The organism is Stenotrophomonas sp. TWI1409, from assembly GCF_039673015.1.
In the GTDB taxonomy this organism is placed as follows: domain Bacteria; phylum Pseudomonadota; class Gammaproteobacteria; order Xanthomonadales; family Xanthomonadaceae; genus Stenotrophomonas; species Stenotrophomonas maltophilia_A.
In genome coordinates this window covers 1-24,914 of record NZ_JBDJKU010000017.1, presented here as the reverse complement: position 1 = coordinate 24,914, position 24,914 = coordinate 1, and the positions used below count along the sequence as shown (strand labels likewise).

The following is a 24,914-nucleotide window of genomic DNA, read 5'->3' as shown; positions in this document are numbered from 1 at the left end:
ATGGTCCTGCGCCCCTTCGCGGCGCCCCGCTGCCATCTCCGGCCAGCCTGCGTGATCCCAGCCACTGCCCCTTCCCCCACCCGTGGGCGGATGGCCTGTGGCCGTCCGTCGAGGACCACCATCGATGCTGCCTTCCCGTTCTCCCCGCCTGGCCCTGCTGGCCATCGCCCTGTCAGCCGCCTGCGCTGCCCATGCCGAAGCGCCGGCCGTCAGCCGTAACGCCACCGATCTGGATGCGGTGAAGGTCACCGCCGAACGCACCCATACCGACGCCGGCGCACTGGGCGACCGCGCCCTGCGCGACACTCCGTTCGCGATCACCGCTGTTGGCCGCGAGCAGATCGAGCAGCGCCAGGTGGTCTCGCTGGGCGAAGCCTTCCTGCTCGACCCTTCGGTCAGCACCCAGGTCAGCGCCTATGCCAGTGGCTGGAGCTCGCCCATCCGCAACCGCGGTCTGGAGCTGAACTACGACAGCTACCGGGTCAATGGCCTGCAGGTCTCTTCCTGGGGCACCGAATGGCCGCTGGAAGTGATGGAACAGGTCGATCTGCTGAAAGGCCCGGGCGGATTCCTGTATGGCTTCGGCACCCCCGGCGGCATCGTCAACTACATCACCAAGAAGCCGACGGACACGCCCACCTTCTCCGCCCAGCTGGGCTGGCGCGAACAAGGCATCGTCAGCGGCGGCATCGACGTTGGCGGCCGCTTCGGCAACGAGCAGATGTTCGGCTACCGCTTCAACGCCTTCCAGGAAAAAGGCGAGACCTTCAATGGCGGACACGTCGATCGCAAGGTGGGCGCACTGTCGCTGGACGCGCGCCTGAGCGATGCGCTCACCTGGACCTTCGACGGTGTGTTCCAGTCGCGCGACCTGCGCGAGGAATCGCCGCAGTACTACTTCCGTGGCCTGACCTCGTTGCCGCGGCCGATCGCCGGAGATACCGACAACAGCGTGCCCGGCACCTACTACGACACACGCTCCAGCCTGCTGTCGACCGGCTTGAACTGGCAGATCAACAGCGACTGGAAAGCCAGCCTGAGTTACGGCGTCACCACCTCGTGGAATGACGTCAACAAGATCTTCGCCTACATCGACGATCTCAACGGCGACTACGACGTCAACGTCTACGAACTGGGTGGCAAGAGCGAGTGGAAGCTGGCCCAGGCGATGCTGCAGGGCAGCTTCCGCACCGGCCCCCTTCAGCATCAGGTGGTGGCGGGCATCAGCCACCAGACCGGACTGGGGTGGGACCGCCCCTACGAGTGGAACCTGATTGGCCGCGCCAACCTGTACCAGCGCCATGCCATCCGCCACGACACCGTTGGTTCGCGGGTGATGACCCGCGGCGACGAGACGGTGCAGCAGGCGGTGTTCGCAAGCGATACGGTGAACCTCGGCAGCGGCTGGTCGGTGCTGGCGGGCTGGCGCTACAACGACTTCGAAACCAAGGGGCGGTACCACACCTACCCGGTCACCCCGACCTACGCCGTGATGTTCAAGCCCAGCGAGGCGGTCACCCTCTACGCCAGCTACATCGAGTCGCTCGAAGCGGGCAGCCGCGTAGGCAACAGCTACATCAACGCCGGTGACGTGCTTGATCCCACCATCAGCAAGCAGTACGAGATCGGGGCCAAGGTCGAAGCGGCGCGTTGGAATGCGAACGTGGCCGCGTTCCGGCTGGAACGTGGTGCCAACATCGATGAGCTCACGCCGGCCGGCAAGCGCCTGGTGCAGGACGGCATCACGCTGTACGAAGGCATTGAAGCCAGTGCCGACCTGCACCTCAACGATGCACTGACCGTCGGCGGCGGCGTGACCTGGCTGGATCCGACCTACGACAAGCTGTCCCCGGGCAGTGCCGCACAGGAAGGCAACCGCACCGCCGGTGCTGCGCGCTGGAGCGGCGTACTGCACGCCACCTACCAGCTGCCGTGGGTAGACGGCTTGGAAACCTATGCCGCCGTGCGCTACTACGGCGATGTCTGGTATGACGCCGACAACACCCTGAAGCTGCCTGACTACACGCTGGTGAATGCAGGCATCGGCTATCGCCTGCTGGCGTCCGGCCATCCGGTGACCCTGCGTGCCAGCGTCGAGAACCTGGCCAACCGGAAGTACTGGTCCAACGCCGGCGCCGGCCTGCCGCGCACGTTCGCGGTGAGCGTGCGCTGGGAGATGTAAGGTGCCGGTCCCCGCCGTCCATGCGGACGACGGGCCCGCACATGGACGGTGGGTGCGGACCGTTGGTCCGCACTCCATATTTCACCCCGTACCCGCAATAATGGTGGGAGACCCTTCCACCGAGCCTGCATGCCCGCCCGCGAATCCCGCCTCAGCCGCCTGTGGGCCCACGAAAAGGCCAGTTATGGCCTTCGGGTGTTCATCGCCCTGACCGCAGCGCTTGCCGTGTGCTGGCAGCTGGACGCGCTCACTGCCCTGCCCGGCGTGTTCCTCGGCATCATCGCCAGCGCCATCGCCGAGACCGACGACAACTGGTGGGGCCGTACCAAGGCGGTACTGCTGTCGCTGCTGTGCTTCTGCCTCGCCGCCGCCTCGGTGATCTGGCTGTTCCCCTGGCCGTGGATCTTCATCGGCGCGCTGGCGCTGTCCACCTTCGGGTTGACCCTGCTGGGTGCGCTCGGCGAGCGCTACGCGTCCATCGCCCAGGCCACGGTAACGCTTGCGATCTACACCATGATCGGGCTGGAGCAGCATGGCGCCAGCGACCTGCACAGCGCGCTGGACGCGGTCAGCCACCTGCTGGCCGGTGCGGTCTGGTACGGCCTGCTGTCGATCCTGTGGACCGCACTGTTCGCCAACCGTCCGGTACGCGAACGCGTGGCGCGACTGTACGTTGAACTGGGCCGCTACCTGCAGTTGAAGGCAACACTGTTCGAGCCGGTGCGCGAGGCCGACCTGCAGCGTCGCCAGCTCGACCTGGCCGAACAGAACCGGCGCGTAGTCGGTGCATTGAATGAAGCCAAGACCGCGATCCTGGCCCGCTTCGGCCGTTCCGGGCGGCCCGGCGTGAACTCCGGCCTGTACCTGCGCCTCTATTACATGGCACAGGATTTCCACGAGCGCGCCAGCTCCTCGCACTACCCCTACGGTGCGCTGGTCGATGCCTTCTTCCACAGCGATGTGCTGTACCGCTGCCAGCGCCTGCTCGACCTGCAGGGGCAGGCCTGCGCACGGCTGGGCGAGGCGATCCGCCTGCGCCGTCCGTTCGTGTATGGCGAAAGCAACCAGCAGGCCGGGCGCGACCTGGCCGATGCGCTGGCCTATCTGCGCGACCAGCAGCGGCCGCAGTGGCAGCGACTGCTTGGCTCGCTGGATCTGCTGGTGCACAACCTGCGCAGCATCGAGCGCCGCCTGCTGGATGCCGAGCGCTCCGAGGCCAGCCTGGACAACGTCGATACCCGCCTGCGCGACAGCAACCCGCACACCCTGCGCGAGATGGGCGTGCGCGTGCGCCAGCAGCTCACGCCCGGCTCGGTCCTGTTCCGCCACGGCCTGCGCATGGCATTGGCCCTGATCGCCGGCTTCGCGGCAATCCGCTTGTTCAATGCACAGAACGGCTCGTGGGTGCTGCTGACCATCGTGTTCGTGTGCCGCCCCAACTTCGGCGCGACCCGCCAGCGACTTGCACAACGCATCGTCGGCACCGTGGCCGGCCTGGTGCTGACCTGGGCACTGCTGCAGCTGTTCCCACAGCTGCACGTACAGCTGCTGATCGCGCTGCTGTCGGCGCTGCTGTTCTTCTTCACCCGCACCGACCGCTATCTGGTGGCCTCGGCGGCGATTACGGTGATGGCACTGACCTGCTTCAACCTGATCGGCGACGGCTTCGTGCTGATCGTGCCGCGCATGGTCGATACGCTGCTGGGTTGTGCAATCGCGGCGGCGGCCGCGTTCCTGATCCTGCCCGACTGGCAGGGCCGCCAGCTGCACCTTGTGCTGGCGCGCGTGCTGGACACCGCCGCGCGCTACCTGGATTCGGTACTGGGCCAGTACCGCAGCGGCATGCGTGACGATCTGGCCTACCGCATCGCCCGCCGCGACATGCACAACGCCGACGCCGCGCTATCCACCGCGTTGTCGAACATGCTGCGTGAGCCCGGCCATGTGCGCCGCAATCTGGATGCCGGCTTCCACTTCCTGGCGCTGTCCAACACACTGCTCGGGCACCTGTCGGCCCTGGGTGCGCACCGCGACCAGGTGGACAGCTACGCCGGCGATCCGCTGGCGCTGGCTGCCGGTGAGCGCGTGCGCAAGGCGCTGCAGCAGCTGGCGACGGCCCTGAGCGCTCGGCAGCCGGTCAGCGAGGACGACAACGACGCTGATCGCGCGGTGGCGGCCGAACTGGAACAGATCGACGAGGCGATGCCGCCGAAGTTGCAGCTGATCCGCACGCAGATGGCGCTGGTGCTGCGGATGCTGCCGAAGGTGCGGGCGGCGGCGAATAAAGCGGTGCGCAGCCTGACCTGATCCCTCATCGCTGGTCGGACATTCCATCCACGCATGGCGTGGATCCACTGCATCGCGTGCAACCGTGCGTTGCGTATGGCGATGCACCCCGATCACGTTCCCGCGCGGATACTGGGTGATCCCCTGCCCCGGATTCCTCCATGAAGATCGAACTCACCGGCCGTACCGCGCTGGTCACCGCCTCCACCGCCGGCATCGGCCTGGCGATTGCCCAGGGCCTGGCCAACGCGGGCGCGCGGATCATTCTCAACGGCCGCAGCACCGACAGCGTCGAACGCGCCCGCCAGCGCCTGCTCGCCGCCGTTCCGGGTGCCGACGTGCTCGGCGTGGCCGCCGACCTCTCCGATGCGGCCGGCGTCGACACGCTGCTGGCAGGCCTGCCCAAGGTCGACATCCTGGTCAACAACGCCGGCATTTTCGGCCCCGAGGACTTCTTCGAGACCGAAGACGCGACCTGGGAACGTTACTGGCAGACCAACGTGATGTCCGGCGTGCGCCTGTCGCGGGCACTGTTGCCGGCCATGGTCGATGCCGGCTGGGGTCGCGTCCTGTTCATCTCGTCCGAATCGGCACGCAACATTCCGGCCGACATGATCCACTACGGCGTCAGCAAGACCGCGCAGCTGTCGCTGTCGCGCGGCCTGGCCAAGCGCGTGGCCGGCAGCGGCGTCACCGTCAACGCGGTGCTGCCCGGCCCGACCCTGTCTGACGGTTTCGCGGCGATGTTCGAAGATGAACGCCAGCGCAGCGGCAAGCCACTGGAGCAGATCGGCCGCGAGTTCGTGATGACACACCGGCCGTCTTCGGTGATCCAGCGCACCGCCACGGTCGAGGAAGTGGCCAACATGGTGGTGTACCTGGCCTCGCCGCAGGCCTCGGCGACCTCGGGTGCGGCGCTGCGCGTGGATGGCGGCGTGGTCGACGATATCGTCTGAGACCTATCAAGGTGTGCGGACCAACGGTCCGCACCCACAGTTGTGGGGCTTCAGTAGATCCACGCCATGCGTGGATGCATCCCGCCATGGTCCCGGCGGATAGGCAGGAATGCTAGGCTGCGCCGGTCAAGGAGGCTCCATGTCCGGTCACAACCAGTTCGCCCTGCTGCGCCAGCGCCGTTTCCTGCCGTTCTTCGTCGTCCAGGCGCTCGGAGCGTTCAACGACAACGTGTACCGGCAGGCGATCATCGGCCTGTTGTTCTATCTGGGCGTTTCGGAGGAGCAGCGTTCGCTTTACACCACGCTGGCGCCAGCCATCTTCATCCTGCCGTACTTCCTGTTCTCGGCGCTGGCCGGGCAGATCGCCGACAAACTGGAAAAATCGCGGCTGATCGTGATCACCACCACCATGGAGATCGTGATCATGTCGATGGCGGCTGTCGGTTTCATCACCGAGAACCTGCCGTTCCTGCTGGTCGCTCTGTTCTGTACCGGCATGCAGTCGACCCTGTTCGGCCCGGTAAAGTACTCGGTACTGCCCTCGGTGCTGAAACCCGAGGAACTGACCGGCGGCAACGGCCTGGTCGAGATGGGTACTTCGATCTCGATCCTGTCCGGCATGATCATCGGCGGCTCTGTATTCCTGCTTGCGGGCAGCTACGGTCCGATCGTGGCAGCCACAGCGGTGATCGCTCTGGCCATCTGCGGCAACATCGCGGCGCGCCTGATTCCCAAGGTCGACGCCGGCGATCCGAACCTGAAGATCAACTGGAACCCCTTGCCGGAGTCGCGGGTCGTGCTGCGCATGGCACGGCAGCAGAAGGCGGTGCGCAACGCCATCCTCGGGGTATCCTGGTTCTGGTTCGTCGGTACCGTGCTGACCTCGCAGCTGCCCAATTACGCGTTGGCCAACCTCGGCGGCGAACCCAAGCTGTATCTGTTCGCCCTCGCCCTGTTCTCGGTCGGCACCGGCGTTGGCTCGTTGCTGTGCGAGAAGCTGTCGGCACGCACGGTGGAAATCGGCCTGGTGCCGCTGGGTGCGTTCGGCATGACCGCGTTCCTGCTCGACCTGTATTTCGCCCGCAGCGGCGAAGCGACCGTGCACGGACTGACCATCGGGACGTTCCTGCAGCAGCCGGGCAGCATCCGCATCGTCATCGACCTGATCGGCATCGGCCTGTTCACCGGCATCTTCGTGGTGCCGCTGTTCGCGCTGATCCAGAGCCGCACGCCGAAGGCGCAGATGTCGCGCGTGTTTGCGGCGCTGAACATCCAGAACTCCGGCTTCATCGTCGGCGCAGCCCTGCTGTCGCTGGCCGCGCACAAGCTGCTGCACTGGACCATCCCGCAGCAGTTCCTGGCGCTGGCCATCGCCAACGCACTGGTGGCGATCTACATCTTCACCATCGTCCCCGAATTCCTGATGCGCTTCCTCAGCTGGCTGATGGTGCGCACCCTGTACCGCCTGCGCCCGCACGGCATCGAGGCCAACGTGCCCGACGAGGGCGCCGCGCTGCTGGTCTGCAACCATGTCAGCTACATGGACGCACTGATCCTGTCGGCGACGATCCCGCGCCCGGTGCGCTTCGTCATGTACTACAAGATCTTCAACATTCCGGTGATGCGCTGGATCTTCCGGACCGCCAAGGCGATCCCGATCGCCGGTGCGCGCGAAGACCCGGCGCTGATGCAGCGCGCGTTCGATGACATCGACGCTGCGCTGGCCGAAGGCGAGCTGGTCTGCATCTTCCCGGAAGGCGCGCTGACCAAGGATGGTGCGATGGCACCGTTCAAGTCCGGCGTCGAGAAGATCCTCGAACGGCGGCCGGTGCCGGTGGTGCCGATGGCGCTGCGCGGCATGTGGTCGAGCATGTGGAGCCGGCGCGACAGCCGCCTGGGCCGCATGCGCGTGCCGCGCCGTTTCCGCGCCACCGTCGAGGTGGTGGCGGCAGCGGCCGTGGATGGCCACAGCACCAGCGCACCGGTGCTGGAGGCCCAGGTGCGGGCCCTGCGCGGCGATCACGCCTGACGAGATGGGCCCGCCGAGCGGGCCCAGCGGACTCCCCCACATACGTCACCGTCCAGTGGTGTACGCGACATGTCGTGACTGTAAACGCATACATGCAACGCAGGTTGCGGTAGATTACGCACCCACAGGGGGGAGGTCCGGCCGATTCATCATGGCCGGCCACCAAGGAATGGAGTCTCGCTTTGAATCAACCACCACCGCTCAGCCGTCCGGTCTACATCCCCAACCATCTGGTCTGGGCGATCCTGACGACGCTGTTCTGCTGCCTGCCGTTGGGCGTGGTGTCGATCGTGTACGCCTCCCAGGTCGATGGCCGCCGCGCGGCCGGCGACCTGCCGGGGGCCTACAGTGCGTCGCGCAAGGCGGGCTGGTGGGCGGTGGCTTCGGCCGTGGCCCTGCCGGTCCTGTTGCTGTTGTGGTTCGGGCTGTTCGGCGGCTTGGCCGTACTGGGCGCTCTTTCCGACCAATGATTCACCACCACCACCCATCAAGGAGCTTGAACCCATGAATACTGCTACTCCGCAGGTCCCGAACAACCTGGTCTGGGCGATCCTGACCACCCTGTTCTGCTGCCTGCCGGCCGGCATCGTGTCGATCGTCTACGCCGCCCAGGTCAACGGCAAGCTGGCGGCCGGCGACATCGCCGGCGCCCAGGACTCCGCCGCCAAGGCCAAGAAGTGGGCCATGTGGTCGGCCATCGCCTGGGTCGTGCTGGTCGTGCTGTACGTGCTGTTCTTCGTTGTGCTCGGCGGCATGGGCGCGATGAGCAACGGCAACTACTGATACGCCTGGACGGATCCGGCGCCTGCGCCGGATCCGTTGTTGCATGTCCGCGCTTCCCGCTCGTTCCCGACTCGCCCGCTGGGCACCGCTGCTGGTTTCCGCCGGCCTGGCCGTGGGTGCCACGGTGGTGCTGCGCAACGTCAATCCGTATGTCGCCGGCAATCCCCTGCCGAGCTGCCCGCTGTACGCGCTGACCGGCCTGTACTGCCCGGGCTGTGGCAGCACGCGCTGCCTGTATTCCCTGGTCCACTTCGACCTGCCCGGCGCGATGGCGATGAACCCGCTGCTGGTCATCAGCCTGCCGTTCCTGTTGTTGATGCTGCTGAACATCGCCGGCATCCGCCCGCGTGTGCTCGACCCGCTGATGCGGGTGCTGGCCAATCCCGTGTTCTGGCTCTGGGTGCTGCCCGGGTATGCGCTGCTGCGCAACCTGCCGTGGGCACCGTTCACTGCACTGGCACCGATCTAGGTTTCCAGCCAACGGCGCAGCCCCTCGTGGTGGGCGGCGTTTGTCGATCATGGGGTTGGCCGGGCGGGATGGGTTTGCGGGGGACGCCGTGAATCCGTCCGTGGAGGCTTGGCCGCGGCATCCATGCCGCGGACACCCCCGCAAACCCATCCCGCCCGGCCACGGACAGTTTCCGTGTGCGTCCACCACGGAAAAGAAAGAGAAGATCAAAAGCGAAAGCGGAAGCGGATCGCTTCGCTCTGCATCCACGCATGGCGTGGATCTACCGTGTCGACCAAGGTCGACACCTACCAACAGCCGCGGGAATCTGTCGGGGGTGGGGCGGTGTGGGGCTGCAGGACCGTTGGCGCCATGGATGGCGCCATCGAGCCCCCAAGGACGGGTTTACGGCGTGTCCTGCAGCCCCACACCGCCCCGCCCAACCATCACCAATCCAGAGCTGCTGTTGCTGTTGCTGTTGCCTCTGCAGGTGCAGGGCTGCAAGCCCTGCAAAGCAACTACGTCACCCAGCCTGCAATCACCAGCAGGGCGAGGATCGCCAGCCACAGCAGCAGCATCCGCCACACCAGGCTCATCGCATCCCGCAGGTCCGGCAACCGCTGCCACACCGGCAACAGCCCCGCCTCGGTGTAATCGTGCGCATCCTCGCGTAGCTCGGCATTGACGCTGGCCCGCGCCACCGCGCCCAGGAAGCCGATGTTGCCGGCCAGGCGCTCGCCGTGGGCCTGGCGCCAGGCCTTCCACGCCGTATCGAAGTTGCCCACCAGCGCCATCGAAAATGCCATCAGCTGCGCCACCGGCCACTCGATCCAGCCCAGCAGGCGCTGCGCCAGCGCCAGCGGCTCCACCGGCACGCGGGCACGCATCGGGCTTTCCGCCATCAGCGCCAGCAGCCGGTAACCGAGAGCACCGGCCGGGCCCAGCAGCAGGAACCAGAACAGCACCGCGAACCAGCGCCGCAAGGCGTTGAGCACGGTTGCCTCGACCAGTGACGGAATGTCCTCGCGCAGGCTGCCACCGGCCGCCTGCAGGTTACGTACCGCGGCCTGGCGCGTCGCCGCGTCATCGGCATCGATGATCGCTTCGATATCGCGGTCCAGATCGCGCGGGCCCCAGCACCACGCCAGCACCGCCACGCCCAGCAGCAGCGACGGCAGGCCGAACAGCACCCCACGCAGCAACCACGCCAGCAGCGCCATCAGCAGCAGCGGCGGCAGCAGTGCCAGGGCAACGCCGGCCGGTCCCTGCCAGGCCTTGCCACCCCGCGCGTCCAGCCAGCCCAGCCAACGCCGGAAGCCGTCGAAACGGCGCAGCGAGGCGGCAGCGGCCGGGGCAACATGGCCCAGGGCCAGTGCCACCAGCACGGCGGCCAGAGTGGTGAACATGGCAGGTCTCCCTACGAAACAGAACGCTCGGCGTCGCTACCTTACCTGTCGCAGCGGCGCCCTCAGCGGTGAACCGGACTGTAACCCGGGCCGTGTTCAGGTGGCGGCAATACAGGCGCCACCGTCAGCCCCGCTCAGCCCTTCTGCTGCCGGTACCAGTGTTCGATCAGGCCGCGCGAAATCGAGATCGGCGGCGACAGGCGGATGCCCTGGCCATCGTCCTCCACATCGCGTGCCAGTGCCGCGCCGACCTCGTCGGCACTGAACCAGCGCGCATCTTCCAGCTCGCCATCCACGGTCGGCAGGTCATCCTGCGCCTGTGCACGGAAACCGATCATCAGCGCGCCCGGGAACGGCCACGGCTGCGAACCGAGGTACTGGCAGGCGGTCACCCGTACCTTGCTCTCCTCGTGCACTTCACGCACCACGGTCTGCTCGAAGGTCTCGCCGGGTTCGACGAAGCCGGCCAGCACCGAGTAACGCCGCGGTGCCCAGTTCGACTGCCGGCCCAGCAGCAGCCGGCCCTGGTTTTCCACGGCGACGATCACGGCGGGATCGACACGCGGGTAGTGCTCGGTGGCGCACTGCCCGCAGCGGCCGACGAAGCCACCACGGGCAAACGCCACGGCGCCGCCGCACACGCCGCAGAAGCGGGTGCGCGAGTGCCAGTAGGACATGCCGCGGGCATAACTGAAGGCGGTCGCATCGGCCATCGGCCACAGCAGTGCGGCCTGGCGCAGGTCGAGGCGGCGCGGGGCCGTGACGGTAACGTTGGCGGCTTCGACCGAGAACCAGGCCTGCTCGCCACGCAGGCCAAGGAAGATCGCGGCACCGGGGCCGCCGCCGATGTCGGCGCCGGTCAGCGCCAGCGGCTGGTCGTCATCGCCGGTGAAGACGCTGCCGTCCTGATCGAGCACGAGAATGCGCGCGCCCGGCCACAGGCGCGCCAGTGCATCGGCATCGTCGCGCAGGGCATCGGCGCGCTCCAGCGGTTCGCCAACGAAGGCGAAACCGGAAAGCGGCGAAGGAGTATTGGGCATCCGGCAAGCGTGCCGCCAATCGATGCAGGTGGCAAGTTCGGCGCTGTGCGCAATCTGCCGGTGTGGGCGTGCAGGCACAGCATCCACGCATGGCGTGGATCTACTGAGGTGCCAACCTTGGTTGGCACCTTCCGGCCACAGGCCTCTTACATGCTGAAGCTGCTGCCGCAGCCGCAGGTGGTCTTGGCGTTCGGGTTGCGGATCACGAACTGGGCACCGGTCAGGCTCTCGGTGTAGTCCACCTCGGCGCCCATCAGGTACTGCAGGCTCAGCGGGTCGACCAGCAGGGTCACCCCGCTGGTCTGTACCGCCAGGTCATCCTCGGCACGGTTCTCGTCGAACTCGAACCCGTACTGGAAGCCCGAACAGCCACCGCCTTCGATGTACACGCGCAGGGCCAGGTCGGGGTTGCCCTCTTCCTGGATCAGGGATTTGACCTTGGCGGCCGCCGACTCGGTGAAGTTCAGCGGGCGCTCCAGCGACTGGTAATCGGGCGCGGCAACCGGGGTGGCGCCGGGCAGGGAGACTAGCGTGCTCATGGTGTCAGCATGGGGGTGCCGACGATGGCTTTCAAGCCATCGCCTCGGCCAGCTTGCGGCGTGCGGCGGTGTCACCCTTGCCGCCATTGGCCTCATCACCTTCCGGGGCCGGCAGGGCCGCCATCGGGGCGCTGGCATGGATCAGGCGGCCGTTCAGCTGGGCACCCGCATTCATCTCCACCACCTGGTAATGGACGTTGCCATTGACCCGCGCGCTCGGGGTCAGTTCGACCTTCTCGGTGGCATGCACGTCGCCGTCCAGGCGTCCACTGATGACCACCACCTGGGCACGGATCTCACCTTCGATCACGCCATGCTCGGCGACCGTCAAGGTCGCGCCGCTGGCGCCTTCGGCGGCGATCACCTTGCCGTGGATGCGGCCTTCCACATACAGGCCACCACTGAATTCCACATCACCGCGGATCACCACCTGGTTGCCGATCAGGGCATCCACCACCAGCTGGCCTTCACGGTTGGATTTGCTGCTTCCGAACATCTGCCTACTCCCCTTTGGCGGCCGGCGCACCGGCCTGTTTCCAGTCGAATACCTGGGTGGTACCCCCCGTACCACTCCCCAATGTCACCCGCACGCGTTGCGGGGTGAAGTCAGCCGGCAGCATCACGCTGCCGGTGAGCTGCTGGAAGTACCGGAACGAGTAATCCTGTCCCGGTACCTTGCTGCGCTGGTGCAGATCATCCCAGCTGATCGTGGCCAGCTTGCCGTTCTTGACGCCTTCCACGGTGAAACGCATCTGCCCCTGGCTGATGGCGCCGCGGTTGAGGTTCTGTGTCAGCACGGCGGTGTACTGCCAGGTGCCGGCCGCTTCCGGGCTGAACTCGATCGAATGGGTGTTCAGGCCCTTGCGCTGGCTGGTCGAACCCACCAGGCGCTCATAGAAGGCAACGTCGGCACGCAGGCCGGCGATTTCCTCATCGCGTTCGGCCAGCGAGGACTGCACCTCGGTGTTGGCGGCGCGGCTGATGCGGTCGGAGGCTTCCAGCGTGGCCTGCTTCTGGCGCAGTTCGGTCAGCTGCGCCTGCAACGTCTCGGCGCGCTTCTCGGCGGCCTGCAGGCGCTGGCCCTGTGCATCGCGCGGCGTGGCCATCCAGCAGCCACCCAGCACGGCCAGCACCAGGCTGAGCAGCCAGATGCCGCCGATCACCAGCAGGCGGCGACGGTCGGCCGGCGGTTGCGGCGCGCCGGGCAGGCGAACCTGCACGCGCATGGGAGGACGGTTGGTCATGGGTGGATTCCGGGGCATCGCGAGGGCGACACCGGTACGGCCCCTGTGGCAAACGACGGGCTAGTGTATGACAGGACGGGTGGGTTTCCTGCGCAGTGGCGAGCCACCGTCTGTGGCGTTCAGGCATGCCATCGTCGATAGTGTGGTCCCCTGCACAGTTCCGTCGCCGGAGCATCGCCATGACCGAAGCCCACCTGTTCGTGATCGGCATCCTGCTGGCCTGGCTGGCCGGCATCCGCGTCTACCTCACCGTGTTCGGTGTCGGCCTGGCCGGCCTGCTCGGCTGGGTCGACCTGCCGCCGGCCCTGCAGGCCACCGAATCGTGGTGGGTGCTGGGCACCTCGGCAGCGCTGGCGGTAACCGAATTCTTCGCCGACAAGATTCCCGGCGTCGACTCGGCGTGGGATCTGGTGCAGACCCTGGCACGCGTACCCGCAGGTGCCTTCCTTGCCGCAGCCACGCTGTCGCCGGATGGGCAGCTGGGCACCGGCGCACTTGCTGCCGGTGCCGGTGTCGCGCTGGCCAGCCATGGCCTGAAGGCCGGCACCCGCGCCCTGCTCAATACCTCGCCCGAGCCTGCCAGCAACTGGGTGGCCTCCGCAGCCGAGGACACCGTGGTGGTCGGTGGCCTGGCCCTGGCCCTGGCACACCCGTGGATCGCGCTGATCGTGGTGCTGGCCTGCAGCCTGGCCGGCGCGCTGCTGGTGTGGCTGGTCTGGCGCACCTTGTGGAAGGGCGTGCGCTGGCTGGCACGCAGTGCGTCGCCCGACAGTCCACGCCAGCCCGGTACCGGTTGATCGCCGGGCTTGTCGCATAATGGACGCGAACACCAGGAGCACCGATGGCCGCAAACGAATCCCCCGCGGGCGCCCGCCCGGGACGCGCTGAAACCCCTCCGGCCGATCATTGGCAACGCTGGACCGCTGAACCGGCGAGCGCGGTCGCCGCAGCGCCGGCCGCGGTTCCGCCGCTGGCCGCCTCCGACGCACCCGCATCGATCGGCAGCGCACCGCCGCCGTTGCCGGCCCCGGCCGTGCTTGCCGAGGCTGGCAACAACGACCAGGCGCCGCCGCCCTCCGATTCGCCCTACCGCGTGCTGATCGTCGAGGACGACCGCGCGCAGGCCCTGTTCGCACAGAGCGTGCTGCATGGCGCCGGCATGCAGGCGATCGTGCACAGCGATGCCGACGGCGCGCTGCAGGCGATCAAGGAGCATCGCCCCGACCTGATCCTGATGGACCTGCACCTGCCCGGCCTGGACGGCATGCGCCTGACCGCGCTGATCCGCCAGCAGCCTGGCCTGCAGTTGCTGCCGATCGTGTTCCTGAGCGGCGATCCGGACCCGGAGCGCCAGTTCGAGGTGCTCGACAGTGGCGCCGACGATTACCTGAGCAAGCCGATCCGCCCCCGCCACCTGATCGCGGCGGTGGCCAACCGCATCCGCCGCGCACGTGCGCAGGCAGCAACCCTGCCTGGTGCTACCGGCGCACCGGCCACCAGCAATCCGGAAACCGGCCTGCCGACACGTCACCACGTGCTGCAGCAACTCAACGCCACCCTCACCCACCGCGACCGGGGCGGCGTGTTCTTCATTGAAGTGGCCAGCGCGCTGGGCCTGCGCGAACGCTATGGCTACGCCGCCTTCGAGCGCCTGATGGTGCAGGCCGGGCAGCGCCTGGCCGAGGCCGGCCATCCGCACCTGCTGGCACGCCTGAACGACAACAGCTTCCTGCTGCTGGCCCGCAATACCGATGAAGACAGCCTGGAAAGCATCGCCGCGACCCTGCGTGAGCAGCTCTCGGCGCGCGCCTTCGTGATCCGCGATGATGAATCGGTGCATCTGCGCGGCGTGGTGGGTTACGCGCCGCTGTCGCCGGGCTTCGACGATGCCAACGCCGCACTGGAAGCGGTCGAGCGCACCACCCTGCAGGCACGCCTGCTCAGCGCCGGCGTGGCAGGCCACGTGCATCGCCAGGCCGTCACCGAACAGGAACACCTGGCACTGCTGGAAGGCCAGCTGGAGCTGGCCTATCAGCCGATCGTCGCTGTCGCCGGTGGCAACACCGCGCAGTACCAGCTGCTGCTGCGCCTGCGCCAGGCCGACGGCACGGTGCTGACGGCCGGCCAGGTGATTCCCGCCGCCGAAGCGGCAGGCCGCATCGCCGACCTCGACCAGCAGGTGATGGACCATGCGCTGGGCCTGCTGGACCTGTACCGGCACGCAACGCAACCGCTGAACCTGTTCGTTTCGCAGTCGCTGCGCACCCTGCAGCGCGATGCCTTTGGCGACTGGCTGCTGGAATCGCTGCAGCAGCGTGACCTGCCCGGCAGTGCGCTGGTGATCGACGTGCGCCTGCCCGACGCGCTGATCCATACCGTGCCGCTACAGCAGTTCTGCCAGCGCATGGCCGGCGCCGGCGTGCGCTTCTGCCTGAGCCAGTTCGAACCCGGGGGCGAAGCCGATGCGCTGCTGACCCAGCTGCCGTTGTCGTTCGTGCGCATGGCCGCGCGCTTCTCCAGCAGTCATTCCAATCCGGCCGCGCGCGAAGAGCTGCGCAAGGCGATCGAACAGGCGCATGCCGCCGGGCTGCAGATCATCGGCCAGCAGATCGAGGACCCGCAGGCCGCGGCAGCGATGTGGGTCGGCGGCGTCGATTACATCCAGGGCAACATGGTGCAGTCGGCCGGCAGTGACCTGAACTTCGACTTCCACAACGCGGTGCTCTGAGGTGCCGCTGTGGGGCGTGCTGCTGGTTGCCCTTGCTGCGGCCGTCGCACTGCTGCTGTTGGGCATGCGCCTGCGCGCGCGCAGCCGGGCACTGGCCCAGCTGCAGCGCGAGCACAGCGCGCTGGCCGCCGAGCGCGACCAGCTGCGCCATACCACCGAACGCCAGGGCCAGCTGGAACAGCAGCTGCTGCAGGCCAAGCAGGCCGCCGAAGCGGCCGTGCTGGCCAAGGGCGAGTTCCTGGCCACGATGAGCCACGAGATCCGCACGCCGCTCAACGGCATCCTGCCGATGCTGGAGCTGATCGCGCGCGGGCCGCTGGGTGAGGACCAGCGGCAGATGCTGGCCACCGCTTCGGCCAGTTCACAGCAGCTGCTGCGCATCGTCGACGACATCCTCGACTACTCCCGGCTGGAAGCGCAGGCGCTGGAACTGGAGATCACCAGCTTCAACCTGCGCGAACTGCTCGATGGCGTGGTGCAGCTGATGCAGCGCGCCGCCGATGCCAAGGGCCTGTCCCTGGCCCTGCAGCTTGACCCATCGGTGCGCCTGCCGGTGCGCGGCGACCCGGTACGCCTGCGCCAGGTGCTGAGCAACCTGCTGGCCAATGCCATCAAGTTCACCGCCCGCGGCCAGGTGCAGCTGCGCGTGCAGCGCCTGGGCGAAGGTGCGGCCCAGCACCAGCTGCGCTTCGAGATCATCGACACCGGCATCGGCATCGATGAGGCACTGCAGGCACGCCTGTTCCAGTCCTTCAGCCAGGCCGATGCCTCGACCACGCGCATCTACGGTGGCACCGGCCTGGGCCTGGCCATCTGCAAGCGCATCATCGACCTGATGCACGGGCAGATCGGCGTGCAGTCCACGCCCGGCCAGGGCGCAACGTTCTGGTTCGAGATCCCGCTGCTGAAAGTACCCGGCGACCTGCCTGCGATGACGCGCGCCCCCGCAGCGCTACTGTTGTTCAGCGCCGATGCAACGCTGCAGGCACGCATCGAGCGCATCGCCGCCCACCATGGGCTGCAGGTGCAGGTGCTGGCACAGCTGGATGCCGTGGTCGAGCGCCTGCGCGCTCCCGCGCGGCCCGGACAACCAGCACCGGCATGGCTGATTGTCGATTCCCGCACCCGCCGCAACGGCGAGGTCACGCTGCAGCAGGCGCTGGCCGAGCGCGGCGACGATGATGCACTGCAGGTACTGTGGCTGCAGGAAGACACGCCTGCACAACGCCCGCGCCAACGCCAGCTGCTCCCGCATTTCGATGGTGCAGCCCTGCATGCACTGCTGGCGGCGCCTGCCACGCCTGCCCGCCCTGCCGCCCTGCTGGCCAATGCCGAAGACGGCTTGCCCGCACCGACGCTGCCGCCACTGCACCTGCGCGTGCTGCTGGTGGAAGACAACACGGTCAACCGGATGGTGGCCGAGCATCTGCTGCGCGTGTTCCAGTGCGAGGTGCGCAACGCCGCCGACGGCAAGCAGGCACTGGCCGCCCTTCGCGAAGGCGGCGTGGACGTGGTGCTGATGGATTGCCAGATGCCGGTGCTGGACGGCTACGCCGCCACGCGCCGCTGGCGTGCGGAAGAAACGGAAACCGGGTGCTCGCGGTTGCCGATCATCGCGATGACGGCCAACGCCATGGCCGGTGACCGCGAACGCTGCCTGCAGGCCGGCATGGACGATTACCTGTCCAAGCCGATCGCGCGCGCCACCTTGCATGCGCTTTTGAAGCGCTGGGGGGACGGTAGAGCTGCATCACCTGCACGGCCTTCTGTAGAGCCGAGCCATGCTCGGCTGACGGCCAATAGCAGTCGCGCTCCATCAGCCGAGCATGGCCCGGCTCTACAAGAGACGAAAAGCCAAGCGGTGACGCAACCGGTGCTGGACCGTGATGTGCTGGACGAACTGCACGCGGTGATCGGCGATACCGCCCTCCAGATCGTCTCGGTGTTCCTGGAGGATGCGCCGGCGATGGTGCAGCAGCTGCAGCAGGCCGCGCAGAGCAGCGACGAGCCGCGACTGCAGGCAATCGCCCACAGCCTTAAATCATCGAGTGCGAACGTGGGGGCGTTGTCGCTGTCGGCAATCGCGCAGCGGATCGAGCACGAAGCCCGTAGTGGCAGCCTGCAGCGCCCCGCGGTGGCGGTGGCGCTGCTGGTTGCCGAATTCGCCCGGGCGCGCGTGGCGCTGACGGGCTACCTGGCACAGCATCGGTAGCGTCGAGCTTGCTCGACCATCGCCATGCTGATCACAGTCGAGCAAGCTCGACGCTACGTCACTCTTCCAGCTTGCTGAGCAGGTACTTCGGCTCGCCGATACGCTCGATCAGGTCGAGCTGGGTTTCCAGCCAGTCGATGTGCTCTTCTTCCGAGTCGAGGATCTTCACGAACAGCTGACGGCTGACGTAGTCGCCCACCGAATCGGAGTAGGCCACGGCCTCGCGCAGGGTCACTACGCCGTCGCGCTCCAGCGACAGGTCGCACTGCAGGATCTCGGTCGGGTTCTCGCCGATGCGCAGCTTGCCCAGCGCCTGGAAATTCGGCAGGCCTTCGAGGAACAGGATGCGGTCGGCAAGCATGTCGGCATGCTTCATCTCGTCGATCGATTCCTTGTACTCGTGTTCGGCCAGCTCCTTGATGCCCCAGTTCTTCAGCATCTTGGCGTGCAGGAAGTACTGGTTGATCGCGGTCAGCTCGTTGTAGAGGACCTTGTTGAGGAATTCGATGACCTTGGTGTCGCCCTTCATGGGGGTGCTCCTGCACGCTGAAAACGCAGGCACTTTAACGCCTTGCGCGCGGCCGTGAAGGAACGCGAATCGTGCGCATTGGCCTGTGCGGCCGCACGTGAAGGATGCGAAAGCGCGGCGTCAACGCGCCGCGAAAGAGACGATCAGGCGACCTGGGCCAGGCCCAATACCGGCAGCGGCAGATCGTGGGTCGCACGCGCCTTGGCCAGCAGGTCGCCGGCCATGTCCAGGCAGGAACCGCAGGTGGCACCACACCCTGTACGCATGGTCAGTTCGGCCACCGTGCTGACGCCATGGCTGGCGGCTTCGCGGATCTGGTGGTCGGTGACTCCGTTGCAGATGCAGACGTACACAGGCGTGAACCGGGCTGACAGGCCAAGAGTGGCCTGTTGGCTATTCCAATGGAAACGAGAATGGTTGTCAATCAGAGACCTGAACCATTCTCGATACGGTTCAGCCGGTCACGTGGCCGGACCATCGCCGGTGGCCTTCTTCGGCCAGTAGCCGCGGGTCCGTGGGCGCTTGCGTGGGCGGTCATGCCCGGCGGTATGGCCCGGCATCCAGGCCTCCGCAGCGCTCTTGGGCATGGCGGTCACGCCCTGCCCGGCCACCCCGCGCGCCAACGGCGCCAGATGTCGCAAGGCGCGCGCATAGACGCCACGCTTGAACATCACCACGTGCTCCACCGGGTACCAGAAGTCCACCCAGCGCCAGTGGTCAAACTCGGGTGAGTCGGTGTGGTCCAGCTTCACGTGGGACTCGTCGCCGGTCAGGCGCAGCAGGAACCAGACCTGCTTCTGGCCGATGCAGACCTGCCGCTCGTTGCGGCGGATGGCCCGCGCCGGCAGCTTGTAACGCAGCCAGCCGGGCGTTGCCCCGAGCACTTCCACGTGCTCAGGCAGCAGGCCGGTCTCTTCCTGCAGTTCACGATACATGGCCTCGACAGGCGTCTCGTCGGTATTCATGCCACCCTGCGGGAACTGCCAGCCGTCCCGGCGCACACGTCGTGCCCAGAACACCTGGCCGTCCTGCCGCATCAGCACAATACCGACGTTCGGTCGATAGCCGTCCGGATCGATCACGATGCGGACTCCTAAAAAATCTACTGGTCGGGACTATCCCATGCCGCCTGTCGGCCCACAAGCACGATACAAAAGTGTTGACAGGGGCGATACACATCCGCAGAATAGCGGGCTCACCAAGGCTATGTAGCTCAGCCGGTTAGAGCACAGCACTCATAATGCTGGGGTCGGTGGTTCGAGTCCACCCATAGCCACCACACTGAAAATCAAGTTGTTTTTCAGCGTGAAAAGTGAGAAAATAGTTGCACGTTTTGCCCCGTCGCCAAGCGGTAAGGCACCTGACTCTGACTCAGGCATTCGGTGGTTCGAATCCATCCGGGGCAGCCAAACAAAAAAGAAAAAAGCCTGATCGAAAGATCAGGCTTTTTTCTTTTTTGTTTGGTCACGCATCCCGCCTTATCCCCGCGCCTGTCGGCGCACCCCCTTGAACAACAAGGGGGCTCTTCTCCAGAGAGGCGCTGCGGGACCGGACCCTGCCCCGCAGGAAACGGCGCCACCCCTACCCCTTCCGAGATGCGAAACCCCGGGTAGCGCCGGCCGCTGGCCGGCAACCAGGAAATCCACGACCCCAGAACGACAAAAGCCCGGCCGAAGCCGGGCTTTTGCTTGTCCAACCAGCGGGCCCCCGAAGGAGCCCAACCAGGCGCGGTAGATCAGCGCTTGGAGAACTGGGTGGCGCGGCGAGCCTTGTGCAGACCGACCTTCTTACGCTCGACTTCACGGGCGTCACGGGTCATGAAGCCAGCCTTGCGCAGCTCGGACTTCAGGGTTTCGTCGTACTCGACCAGAGCACGGGCGATGCCCAGACGGATCGCACCGGCCTGGCCGGTGGTGCCGCCGCCAGCGGCGGTGACCAGGATGTCGAAGCTTTCGGTGTTCTGGGTCAGCTCGAGCGGCTGGCGCACGATCATGCGCGCGGTCTCACGACCGAAGAACTCGTCCAGCGGACGGCCATTGACGGTGATGTTGCCCGAACCCTTGCGCAGGAACACGCGAGCGGTGGAGGACTTGCGGCGGCCAGTGCCGTAGTTTTGAGTGATAGCCATGATTAGATATCCAGAACCTGCGGCTGCTGTGCGGCGTGCGGATGCTCAGTGCCGGCGTAGACCTTGAGCTTGCGGTACATCTGGCGACCCAGCGGGCCCTTCGGCAGCATGCCCTTCACGGCGATCTCGATCACGCGCTCCGGGTGGCGCTCCAGCGCCTGTGCCAGGGATTCGGTCTTCAGGTTGCCGATGTAACCGGTGAAACGGTGATACATCTTGTCCTGCAGCTTCTTGCCGGTGACGGCAATCTTTTCTGCATTGATGACGACCAGGTAGTCGCCGGTATCAACGTGCGGGGTGTAGACCGGCTTGTGCTTGCCACGCAGACGGCGGGCCAGCTCGGTGGCGAGACGGCCCAGGGTCTTGCCCTCGGCGTCGACGAGGTACCAGTCGCGCTGGACGGTCTCGTTCTTGGCAGTGAAAGTGCTCATGAAGAACTCTAGGTTAGGTCGGGCTCATTGCGGCGAAAGGCTCGCCGGAACTCTGCCACGCGTTGTGAAAAGGTGAAGCGTAAGAGGCGGGATTGTACGCAGGTCAGCCCCCCGTTGCAAGCCGGCCCTTGACCGGGTTGGCAGGGGGACGGGGTCGGGCGAGAATCGCGGGGTCTTCCGCCCCACCGTGTACCGCCATGACCGTGCTCCGCCAGATCACCCCGCTGGACCACCTGCTGACCGAGGCGCAGCGCGCCCTGGACACGGTGTTCGGCAACCCGCCGGCGGCCCGCCCCTATCCGGCTGCGGACACCGACGAGCCGGGCATGGACAGCACCGAACGCCGCCACGCGGCCGGCCTGATGCGGATCAACCACGTCGGCGAGGTCTGCGCACAGGGCCTTTACTTCGGCCAGGCGGCCGTGGCCCGCGACCCGGCCACGCGTGAACACCTGCTGGAAGCGGCCCAAGAAGAAACCGACCACCTGGCCTGGTGCGCCACCCGCCTGGGCGAACTGGACAGCCGTCCGAGCCTGTTCAACCCGCTCTGGTACGCCGGCAGCTACACCATCGGCACCCTGGCCGGGCTGCGCGGCGACGGCTGGAACCTGGGCTTCGTGGTCGAGACCGAGCGCCAGGTGGAAGCCCATCTGGACGAGCACCTGGTCGACCTGCCGGCCGGCGACCTGCGCAGCCGCGCGGTCATCGCCGTGATGAAGGAAGACGAGGCCCGCCATGCGGACCACGCCGAGCAGGCCGGCGCACGCCGCCTGCCGTTCCCGATCCCGGGCGCGATGGCGCTGGCTTCCAAGGTCATGAAGACCATCGCCTACCGCATTTGACCGGGGCGCCCCACCAACGGTGGGGGCCTCCCCAAGGGCACGGTGGGCCCGACGGTGGGGCCCGACCGTTGGTCGGGCCGCCTTAGTTGGGCGAGACCAGCTTCAGGCCGATCACACCGGTCACGATCAGGCCCACGCAGGCCAGGCGGGCCGGCGATGCGCTGTCGTTGAACAGGTAGATGCCCAGCACCGCCACGCCCATGGCGCCGATACCGGTCCAGATCGCGTAGGCGGTACCGACCGGGATGCTCTTCATCGCCTGGCTCATCAGGTACAGGCTGATCAGCGCGGACACGACCGTGGCAGCGGTGGGAAGGGGTTTGCTGAAGCCTTCGGAGTACTTCATTCCGAGGGCGAAACCGATCTCGAACAGGCCGGCCAGCAGCAGGTAGATCCAGGGCATGGGTGGGGGCTCCTTACCTTTTTTGAGAAAAACGAAACGGCCCGGTGTTTTCACACCGGGCCGTGGGTCGGTACATCACCGTGGAACTGTAACGCGTGCGGGGCACTGGTTCCACGGGGCGGGTCGTCCCGCCTGGGCGGCGATGCCTGCGGGCATCGCACATGGGGCTTACTCGGACAGGTTCCGGCCGTGGAACAGCTCTTCGATCTCGCGCTTGAGCAGCGCTTCGATCTTCATGCGCTCCTTGAACGACAGGTTCTTGGCCTTTTCCTCGAACAGGTACTGGTCCAGGTCGAAGTCCTTCAGGTGCATCTTCGTGTGGAAGATGTTTTCCTGGTAGACGTTGACGTCGAACATCTCGTAACGCGACTTGATGTTCTTGGCCAGGAAGTTCTGGATCGAGTTGATCTTGTGATCGATGTAGTGCTTCTTGCCCTTCACATCGCGGGTGAAGCCACGGACGCGGTAGTCCATGATCACGATGTCCGACTCGAGGCTTTCGATCAGGTAGTTCAACGCCTTCAACGGCGAAATGACGCCGCAGGTGGCCACGTCGATGTCGGCGCGGAAGGTGGCGATACCTTCCTGCGGGTGCGTTTCCGGATAGGTGTGCACGGTGATGTGCGACTTGTCCATGTGCGCGACCACGGCATCGGAGATCAGCTCCTTGCCGGCCTGCTTCTTGTCGATCACCGGTTCTTCGGAGATCAGGATGGTCACCGAGGCACCCTGCGGATCGTAGTCCTGGCGGGCCACGTTCAGGATGTTGGCGCCGATGATCTCGGCGACATCGGTCAAGATTTGAGTCAGCCTGTCGGCGTTGTACTCTTCATCGATGTATTCAATGTAACGCTGACGCTCCTCTTCGGTGCGCGCGTAACACACGTCATAGATGTTGAAGCTCAGCGCCTTGGTGAGGTTGTTGAAACCCTGCAGCCTCAGGCGAGGCAACGGCTTGACCACGGCGGTCGATTCCTGTGTAAGAAGGGAAAGGGGGAATTATGGGGCAAACTGTCCCCGGGGGGAACGTGAAGAGCGCTCACATCTGGCACACTGTTTGCCCTTAACAATTGCGCTGGTTAAGCTCCGCTATCGACCCCGTGAATCCGTTCATGCGCAGAGGGAGCGCTCCTATCGTGTCAACCGTGCGCCTAGCTAGCAGTCCACTGGCCCTGGATATCGCCACAATCGATCGTTTCCTGGCGCACAGCCACAGGCGGCGATACCCCACCCGTACCGACGTCTTCCGACCCGGTGACCCGGCGGGAACCCTGTATTACGTCATCAGCGGCTCGGTTTCGATCATGGCCGAGGAAGATGACGATCGCGAGCTGGTGCTGGGCTACTTCGGTGCCGGCGAGTTCGTCGGCGAGATGGGCCTGTTCGTTGAATCGGACCGCCGCGAGGTGATCCTGAGGACCCGTACCGCCTGCGAGCTGGCCGAAATCAGCTACGAGCGCCTGCACCAGCTGTTCCTCGGCCCGCTGTCGGCCGATGCCCCGCGCCTGCTCTACGCGCTGGGCCAGCAGATCTCCAAGCGCCTGCTCGACACCAGCCGCAAGGCCAGCCGCCTGGCATTCCTGGACGTTACCGACCGGATCGTGCGCACCCTGCACGACCTGGCGCAGGAGCCGGAGGCGATGAGCCATCCGCAGGGCAGCCAGCTGCGCGTCTCGCGCCAGGAGCTGGCACGCCTGGTCGGCTGCTCGCGTGAAATGGCCGGCCGTGTGCTGAAGAAGCTGCAGACCGACGGCCTGCTGCATGCCCGCGGCAAGACCGTGGTGCTGTACGGCACCCGTTGACCGTTGAGCACCCGGTGGGTGCGGACCTTGGTCCGCACTCTTTCACGCGCTAGGCTCGGTACATGGAACTGAGCAGCGCATTCTGGTGGTTCATCCTCATCGGCCTGGGCGCCCAGCTGGTGGACGGCGCGCTGGGCATGGCGTTCGGCCTGGTGTCGTCGTCAGTGATGCTGGCCATGGGCATTCCGCCCGCGCAGGCCAGTGCAGCCATCCACACCGCCGAGGTGTTCACTACTGGCGCCTCCGGCGTGTCGCATCTGGTCGCCGGCAATGTCGATAAGCGCCTGTTCCTGCGCCTGGCGCTGCCCGGCGCCGTAGGCGGCGCCGTGGGTGCCTACGGCCTGACCCAGCTGCCCGGCGAGGTGATCCGCCCGCTCATCTACCTGTACCTGCTGGTGCTGGCCATCATCATCTTGGCACGTGCCGCCGGCCGCCTGATGCCCAAGGGCGAGGTCAAGCGGGTGCCCGTGCTGGGCTTCGTGGCCGGCTTCCTGGATGCCAGCGGCGGGGGCGGCTGGGGGCCGGTGGCCACCTCCACCCTGCTGGCCCGCGGCGGCCAGGCACGCACCACCATCGGCACGGTGAACGCGGCCGAGTTTGTGGTCACCCTGACAGTTTCAGCAACGTTCCTGCTGTCGATGGGGCTGCATCACCTGCAGATCGTGGCCGGCCTGCTGATCGGCGGCATGATGGCCGCGCCGGTGGCCGCACTGCTGGTGAAGCGCCTGAAGGAGCGCTGGGTGCTGGTGGCCGTGGGCGTGCTGGTGCTGGGCATCAGCCTGTTCCAGATCGGGCATGCGCTGACCGGGTATCTGGCGCGCTGAGCGCACGCCGGGCATGGCCCGGCGCTAGCTGCACGGGATTCGGTAGTGGGGGGGGGGGGGGCGGGCGCGCCCCCCCCCGACTCTCCCCACAAACCTAGGGAA

At 66.6% G+C, this 24,914-nt stretch carries 25 protein-coding genes and 2 tRNA genes; 15 read left to right on the top strand and 12 right to left on the bottom strand.

Annotation, left to right across the window (positions count from 1 at the left end; all coding sequences use genetic code 11):
• Positions 1 to 124 precede the first annotated feature (124 nt).
• The 7 genes from ABE423_RS07720 (at position 125) to ABE423_RS07690 (ending at position 8,705) form a co-directional block, all read left to right on the top strand.
• A complete protein-coding gene (locus ABE423_RS07720; protein WP_293798911.1) occupies positions 125 to 2,182 on the top strand; it encodes a TonB-dependent receptor in 2,058 nt (685 codons plus the stop codon).
• 129 nt (positions 2,183 to 2,311) lie between these two features.
• Positions 2,312 to 4,489: a YccS family putative transporter gene (yccS, locus tag ABE423_RS07715; protein WP_293798909.1), complete on the top strand. Its 2,178-nt coding sequence runs from the start codon at positions 2,312 to 2,314 to the stop codon at positions 4,487 to 4,489.
• Positions 4,490 to 4,629: 140 nt separating this feature from the next.
• The gene (locus ABE423_RS07710) at positions 4,630 to 5,424 is read left to right on the top strand and encodes an SDR family oxidoreductase (protein WP_049401658.1); all 795 of its coding nucleotides are present in this window, start codon (positions 4,630 to 4,632) and stop codon (positions 5,422 to 5,424) included.
• Between the two features lie 139 nt (positions 5,425 to 5,563).
• A complete protein-coding gene (locus ABE423_RS07705) occupies positions 5,564 to 7,453 on the top strand; it encodes an MFS transporter (RefSeq protein ID WP_121504237.1) in 1,890 nt (629 codons plus the stop codon).
• A gap of 182 nt (positions 7,454 to 7,635) precedes the next feature.
• Positions 7,636 to 7,923, top strand: a complete 288-nt coding sequence (locus tag ABE423_RS07700) for a CD225/dispanin family protein (protein ID WP_005419784.1) — start codon at positions 7,636 to 7,638, stop codon at positions 7,921 to 7,923.
• Between the two features lie 34 nt (positions 7,924 to 7,957).
• Positions 7,958 to 8,236, top strand: coding sequence for a CD225/dispanin family protein (locus ABE423_RS07695; protein WP_032127177.1), 279 nt, complete (start codon positions 7,958 to 7,960; stop codon positions 8,234 to 8,236).
• A 43-nt stretch (positions 8,237 to 8,279) separates the two neighbouring features.
• Positions 8,280 to 8,705, top strand: a complete 426-nt coding sequence (locus ABE423_RS07690) for a DUF2752 domain-containing protein (RefSeq protein ID WP_006473646.1) — start codon at positions 8,280 to 8,282, stop codon at positions 8,703 to 8,705.
• A 497-nt stretch (positions 8,706 to 9,202) separates the two neighbouring features.
• On the opposite strand, the gene ampE is transcribed toward ABE423_RS07690, so the two are convergent.
• The 5 genes from ampE to ABE423_RS07665 form a co-directional block, all read right to left on the bottom strand.
• Complete coding sequence (gene ampE, locus ABE423_RS07685; RefSeq protein WP_032127176.1) at positions 9,203 to 10,090, bottom strand: regulatory signaling modulator protein AmpE; 888 nt, start codon at positions 10,088 to 10,090, stop codon at positions 9,203 to 9,205.
• Positions 10,091 to 10,224: 134 nt separating this feature from the next.
• Positions 10,225 to 11,130 (bottom strand): NAD(+) diphosphatase, encoded by a 906-nt coding sequence (nudC, locus tag ABE423_RS07680; RefSeq protein WP_180838246.1) that lies wholly within the window; start codon positions 11,128 to 11,130, stop codon positions 10,225 to 10,227.
• 146 nt (positions 11,131 to 11,276) lie between these two features.
• On the bottom strand, positions 11,277 to 11,669 hold the full coding sequence (erpA, locus tag ABE423_RS07675) for an iron-sulfur cluster insertion protein ErpA (RefSeq protein ID WP_005419789.1): 393 nt from the start codon (positions 11,667 to 11,669) through the stop codon (positions 11,277 to 11,279).
• A gap of 31 nt (positions 11,670 to 11,700) precedes the next feature.
• The gene (locus ABE423_RS07670; RefSeq protein WP_006398829.1) at positions 11,701 to 12,165 is read right to left on the bottom strand and encodes a polymer-forming cytoskeletal protein; all 465 of its coding nucleotides are present in this window, start codon (positions 12,163 to 12,165) and stop codon (positions 11,701 to 11,703) included.
• A 4-nt stretch (positions 12,166 to 12,169) separates the two neighbouring features.
• A complete protein-coding gene (locus tag ABE423_RS07665) occupies positions 12,170 to 12,913 on the bottom strand; it encodes a DUF6776 family protein (RefSeq protein ID WP_019336613.1) in 744 nt (247 codons plus the stop codon).
• Between the two features lie 179 nt (positions 12,914 to 13,092).
• Between ABE423_RS07665 and ABE423_RS07660 the strand changes: the two genes are divergently transcribed.
• From ABE423_RS07660 to ABE423_RS07650, 3 genes are read left to right on the top strand one after another with little or no spacing between them, the layout of a single operon-like run.
• The gene (locus ABE423_RS07660; RefSeq protein ID WP_005411305.1) at positions 13,093 to 13,710 is read left to right on the top strand and encodes a DUF4126 domain-containing protein; all 618 of its coding nucleotides are present in this window, start codon (positions 13,093 to 13,095) and stop codon (positions 13,708 to 13,710) included.
• 44 nt (positions 13,711 to 13,754) lie between these two features.
• Complete coding sequence (locus tag ABE423_RS07655; RefSeq protein ID WP_346485647.1) at positions 13,755 to 15,641, top strand: EAL domain-containing protein; 1,887 nt, start codon at positions 13,755 to 13,757, stop codon at positions 15,639 to 15,641.
• Between the two features lies 1 nt (position 15,642).
• Positions 15,643 to 17,853, top strand: a complete 2,211-nt coding sequence (locus ABE423_RS07650) for an ATP-binding protein (protein WP_346485645.1) — start codon at positions 15,643 to 15,645, stop codon at positions 17,851 to 17,853.
• Between the two features lie 58 nt (positions 17,854 to 17,911).
• Here ABE423_RS07650 and bfr read toward each other — a convergent pair whose 3' ends face one another.
• From bfr to ABE423_RS07635, 3 genes are all read right to left on the bottom strand, one after another.
• On the bottom strand, positions 17,912 to 18,382 hold the full coding sequence (gene bfr / locus ABE423_RS07645; RefSeq protein WP_005419804.1) for a bacterioferritin: 471 nt from the start codon (positions 18,380 to 18,382) through the stop codon (positions 17,912 to 17,914).
• 143 nt (positions 18,383 to 18,525) lie between these two features.
• Positions 18,526 to 18,735, bottom strand: coding sequence for a bacterioferritin-associated ferredoxin (locus tag ABE423_RS07640; RefSeq protein ID WP_005411309.1), 210 nt, complete (start codon positions 18,733 to 18,735; stop codon positions 18,526 to 18,528).
• 108 nt (positions 18,736 to 18,843) lie between these two features.
• Positions 18,844 to 19,464 (bottom strand): RNA pyrophosphohydrolase, encoded by a 621-nt coding sequence (locus ABE423_RS07635; RefSeq protein ID WP_032127170.1) that lies wholly within the window; start codon positions 19,462 to 19,464, stop codon positions 18,844 to 18,846.
• A gap of 120 nt (positions 19,465 to 19,584) precedes the next feature.
• On the opposite strand from ABE423_RS07635, the gene ABE423_RS07630 reads away from it, so the two are divergent.
• Together ABE423_RS07630 and ABE423_RS07625 are read left to right on the top strand one after the other, a co-directional pair.
• Positions 19,585 to 19,661 (top strand) — tRNA-Met (locus ABE423_RS07630).
• 55 nt (positions 19,662 to 19,716) lie between these two features.
• Positions 19,717 to 19,791 (top strand) — tRNA-Gln (locus ABE423_RS07625).
• 326 nt (positions 19,792 to 20,117) lie between these two features.
• Here the strand turns inward: ABE423_RS07625 and rpsI are convergent.
• Together rpsI and rplM are read right to left on the bottom strand one after the other, a co-directional pair.
• Positions 20,118 to 20,510 (bottom strand): 30S ribosomal protein S9, encoded by a 393-nt coding sequence (rpsI, locus tag ABE423_RS07620; protein WP_346485643.1) that lies wholly within the window; start codon positions 20,508 to 20,510, stop codon positions 20,118 to 20,120.
• A gap of 2 nt (positions 20,511 to 20,512) precedes the next feature.
• Positions 20,513 to 20,941 (bottom strand): 50S ribosomal protein L13, encoded by a 429-nt coding sequence (gene rplM / locus ABE423_RS07615; RefSeq protein WP_005414692.1) that lies wholly within the window; start codon positions 20,939 to 20,941, stop codon positions 20,513 to 20,515.
• Between the two features lie 197 nt (positions 20,942 to 21,138).
• On the opposite strand from rplM, the gene coq7 reads away from it, so the two are divergent.
• Positions 21,139 to 21,783, top strand: a complete 645-nt coding sequence (gene coq7 / locus ABE423_RS07610; RefSeq protein ID WP_032127169.1) for a 2-polyprenyl-3-methyl-6-methoxy-1,4-benzoquinone monooxygenase — start codon at positions 21,139 to 21,141, stop codon at positions 21,781 to 21,783.
• 82 nt (positions 21,784 to 21,865) lie between these two features.
• Here the strand turns inward: coq7 and sugE are convergent, their stop codons facing one another.
• Complete coding sequence (sugE, locus tag ABE423_RS07605) at positions 21,866 to 22,186, bottom strand: quaternary ammonium compound efflux SMR transporter SugE (protein ID WP_125895840.1); 321 nt, start codon at positions 22,184 to 22,186, stop codon at positions 21,866 to 21,868.
• A gap of 168 nt (positions 22,187 to 22,354) precedes the next feature.
• Complete coding sequence (speD, locus tag ABE423_RS07600) at positions 22,355 to 23,149, bottom strand: adenosylmethionine decarboxylase (protein ID WP_006473908.1); 795 nt, start codon at positions 23,147 to 23,149, stop codon at positions 22,355 to 22,357.
• A gap of 149 nt (positions 23,150 to 23,298) precedes the next feature.
• Here speD and crp point away from each other — a divergent pair, with 149 nt between their 5' ends.
• Both crp and ABE423_RS07590 read left to right on the top strand, forming a co-directional pair.
• Complete coding sequence (gene crp, locus ABE423_RS07595) at positions 23,299 to 23,988, top strand: cAMP-activated global transcriptional regulator CRP (protein WP_010482649.1); 690 nt, start codon at positions 23,299 to 23,301, stop codon at positions 23,986 to 23,988.
• Positions 23,989 to 24,050: 62 nt separating this feature from the next.
• The gene (locus ABE423_RS07590) at positions 24,051 to 24,812 is read left to right on the top strand and encodes a sulfite exporter TauE/SafE family protein (RefSeq protein WP_014038735.1); all 762 of its coding nucleotides are present in this window, start codon (positions 24,051 to 24,053) and stop codon (positions 24,810 to 24,812) included.
• The last annotated feature ends 102 nt before the right edge of the window (positions 24,813 to 24,914 follow it).

What these genes read in the sequence shown, in the direction of transcription:
- ABE423_RS07690 (WP_006473646.1), top strand. Translation starts at nt 8,280, where the DNA reads ATGTCCGCGCTTCCCGCTCGTTCCCGACTCGCCCGCTGGGCACCGCTG.
- ABE423_RS07695 (WP_032127177.1), top strand. Translation starts at nt 7,958, where the DNA reads ATGAATACTGCTACTCCGCAGGTCCCGAACAACCTGGTCTGGGCGATC.
- yccS (WP_293798909.1), top strand. Translation starts at nt 2,312, where the DNA reads ATGCCCGCCCGCGAATCCCGCCTCAGCCGCCTGTGGGCCCACGAAAAG.
- ABE423_RS07590 (WP_014038735.1), top strand. Translation starts at nt 24,051, where the DNA reads ATGGAACTGAGCAGCGCATTCTGGTGGTTCATCCTCATCGGCCTGGGC.
- crp (WP_010482649.1), top strand. Translation starts at nt 23,299, where the DNA reads ATGCGCAGAGGGAGCGCTCCTATCGTGTCAACCGTGCGCCTAGCTAGC.
- sugE (WP_125895840.1), bottom strand. Translation starts at nt 22,186, where the DNA reads ATGCCCTGGATCTACCTGCTGCTGGCCGGCCTGTTCGAGATCGGTTTC.
- ABE423_RS07710 (WP_049401658.1), top strand. Translation starts at nt 4,630, where the DNA reads ATGAAGATCGAACTCACCGGCCGTACCGCGCTGGTCACCGCCTCCACC.
- nudC (WP_180838246.1), bottom strand. Translation starts at nt 11,130, where the DNA reads ATGCCCAATACTCCTTCGCCGCTTTCCGGTTTCGCCTTCGTTGGCGAA.
- ABE423_RS07655 (WP_346485647.1), top strand. Translation starts at nt 13,755, where the DNA reads ATGGCCGCAAACGAATCCCCCGCGGGCGCCCGCCCGGGACGCGCTGAA.
- ABE423_RS07720 (WP_293798911.1), top strand. Translation starts at nt 125, where the DNA reads ATGCTGCCTTCCCGTTCTCCCCGCCTGGCCCTGCTGGCCATCGCCCTG.
- erpA (WP_005419789.1), bottom strand. Translation starts at nt 11,669, where the DNA reads ATGAGCACGCTAGTCTCCCTGCCCGGCGCCACCCCGGTTGCCGCGCCC.
- ABE423_RS07660 (WP_005411305.1), top strand. Translation starts at nt 13,093, where the DNA reads ATGACCGAAGCCCACCTGTTCGTGATCGGCATCCTGCTGGCCTGGCTG.
- ABE423_RS07670 (WP_006398829.1), bottom strand. Translation starts at nt 12,165, where the DNA reads ATGTTCGGAAGCAGCAAATCCAACCGTGAAGGCCAGCTGGTGGTGGAT.
- ABE423_RS07705 (WP_121504237.1), top strand. Translation starts at nt 5,564, where the DNA reads ATGTCCGGTCACAACCAGTTCGCCCTGCTGCGCCAGCGCCGTTTCCTG.
- rpsI (WP_346485643.1), bottom strand. Translation starts at nt 20,510, where the DNA reads ATGGCTATCACTCAAAACTACGGCACTGGCCGCCGCAAGTCCTCCACC.
- ampE (WP_032127176.1), bottom strand. Translation starts at nt 10,090, where the DNA reads ATGTTCACCACTCTGGCCGCCGTGCTGGTGGCACTGGCCCTGGGCCAT.
- rplM (WP_005414692.1), bottom strand. Translation starts at nt 20,941, where the DNA reads ATGAGCACTTTCACTGCCAAGAACGAGACCGTCCAGCGCGACTGGTAC.
- bfr (WP_005419804.1), bottom strand. Translation starts at nt 18,382, where the DNA reads ATGAAGGGCGACACCAAGGTCATCGAATTCCTCAACAAGGTCCTCTAC.
- ABE423_RS07665 (WP_019336613.1), bottom strand. Translation starts at nt 12,913, where the DNA reads ATGACCAACCGTCCTCCCATGCGCGTGCAGGTTCGCCTGCCCGGCGCG.
- coq7 (WP_032127169.1), top strand. Translation starts at nt 21,139, where the DNA reads ATGACCGTGCTCCGCCAGATCACCCCGCTGGACCACCTGCTGACCGAG.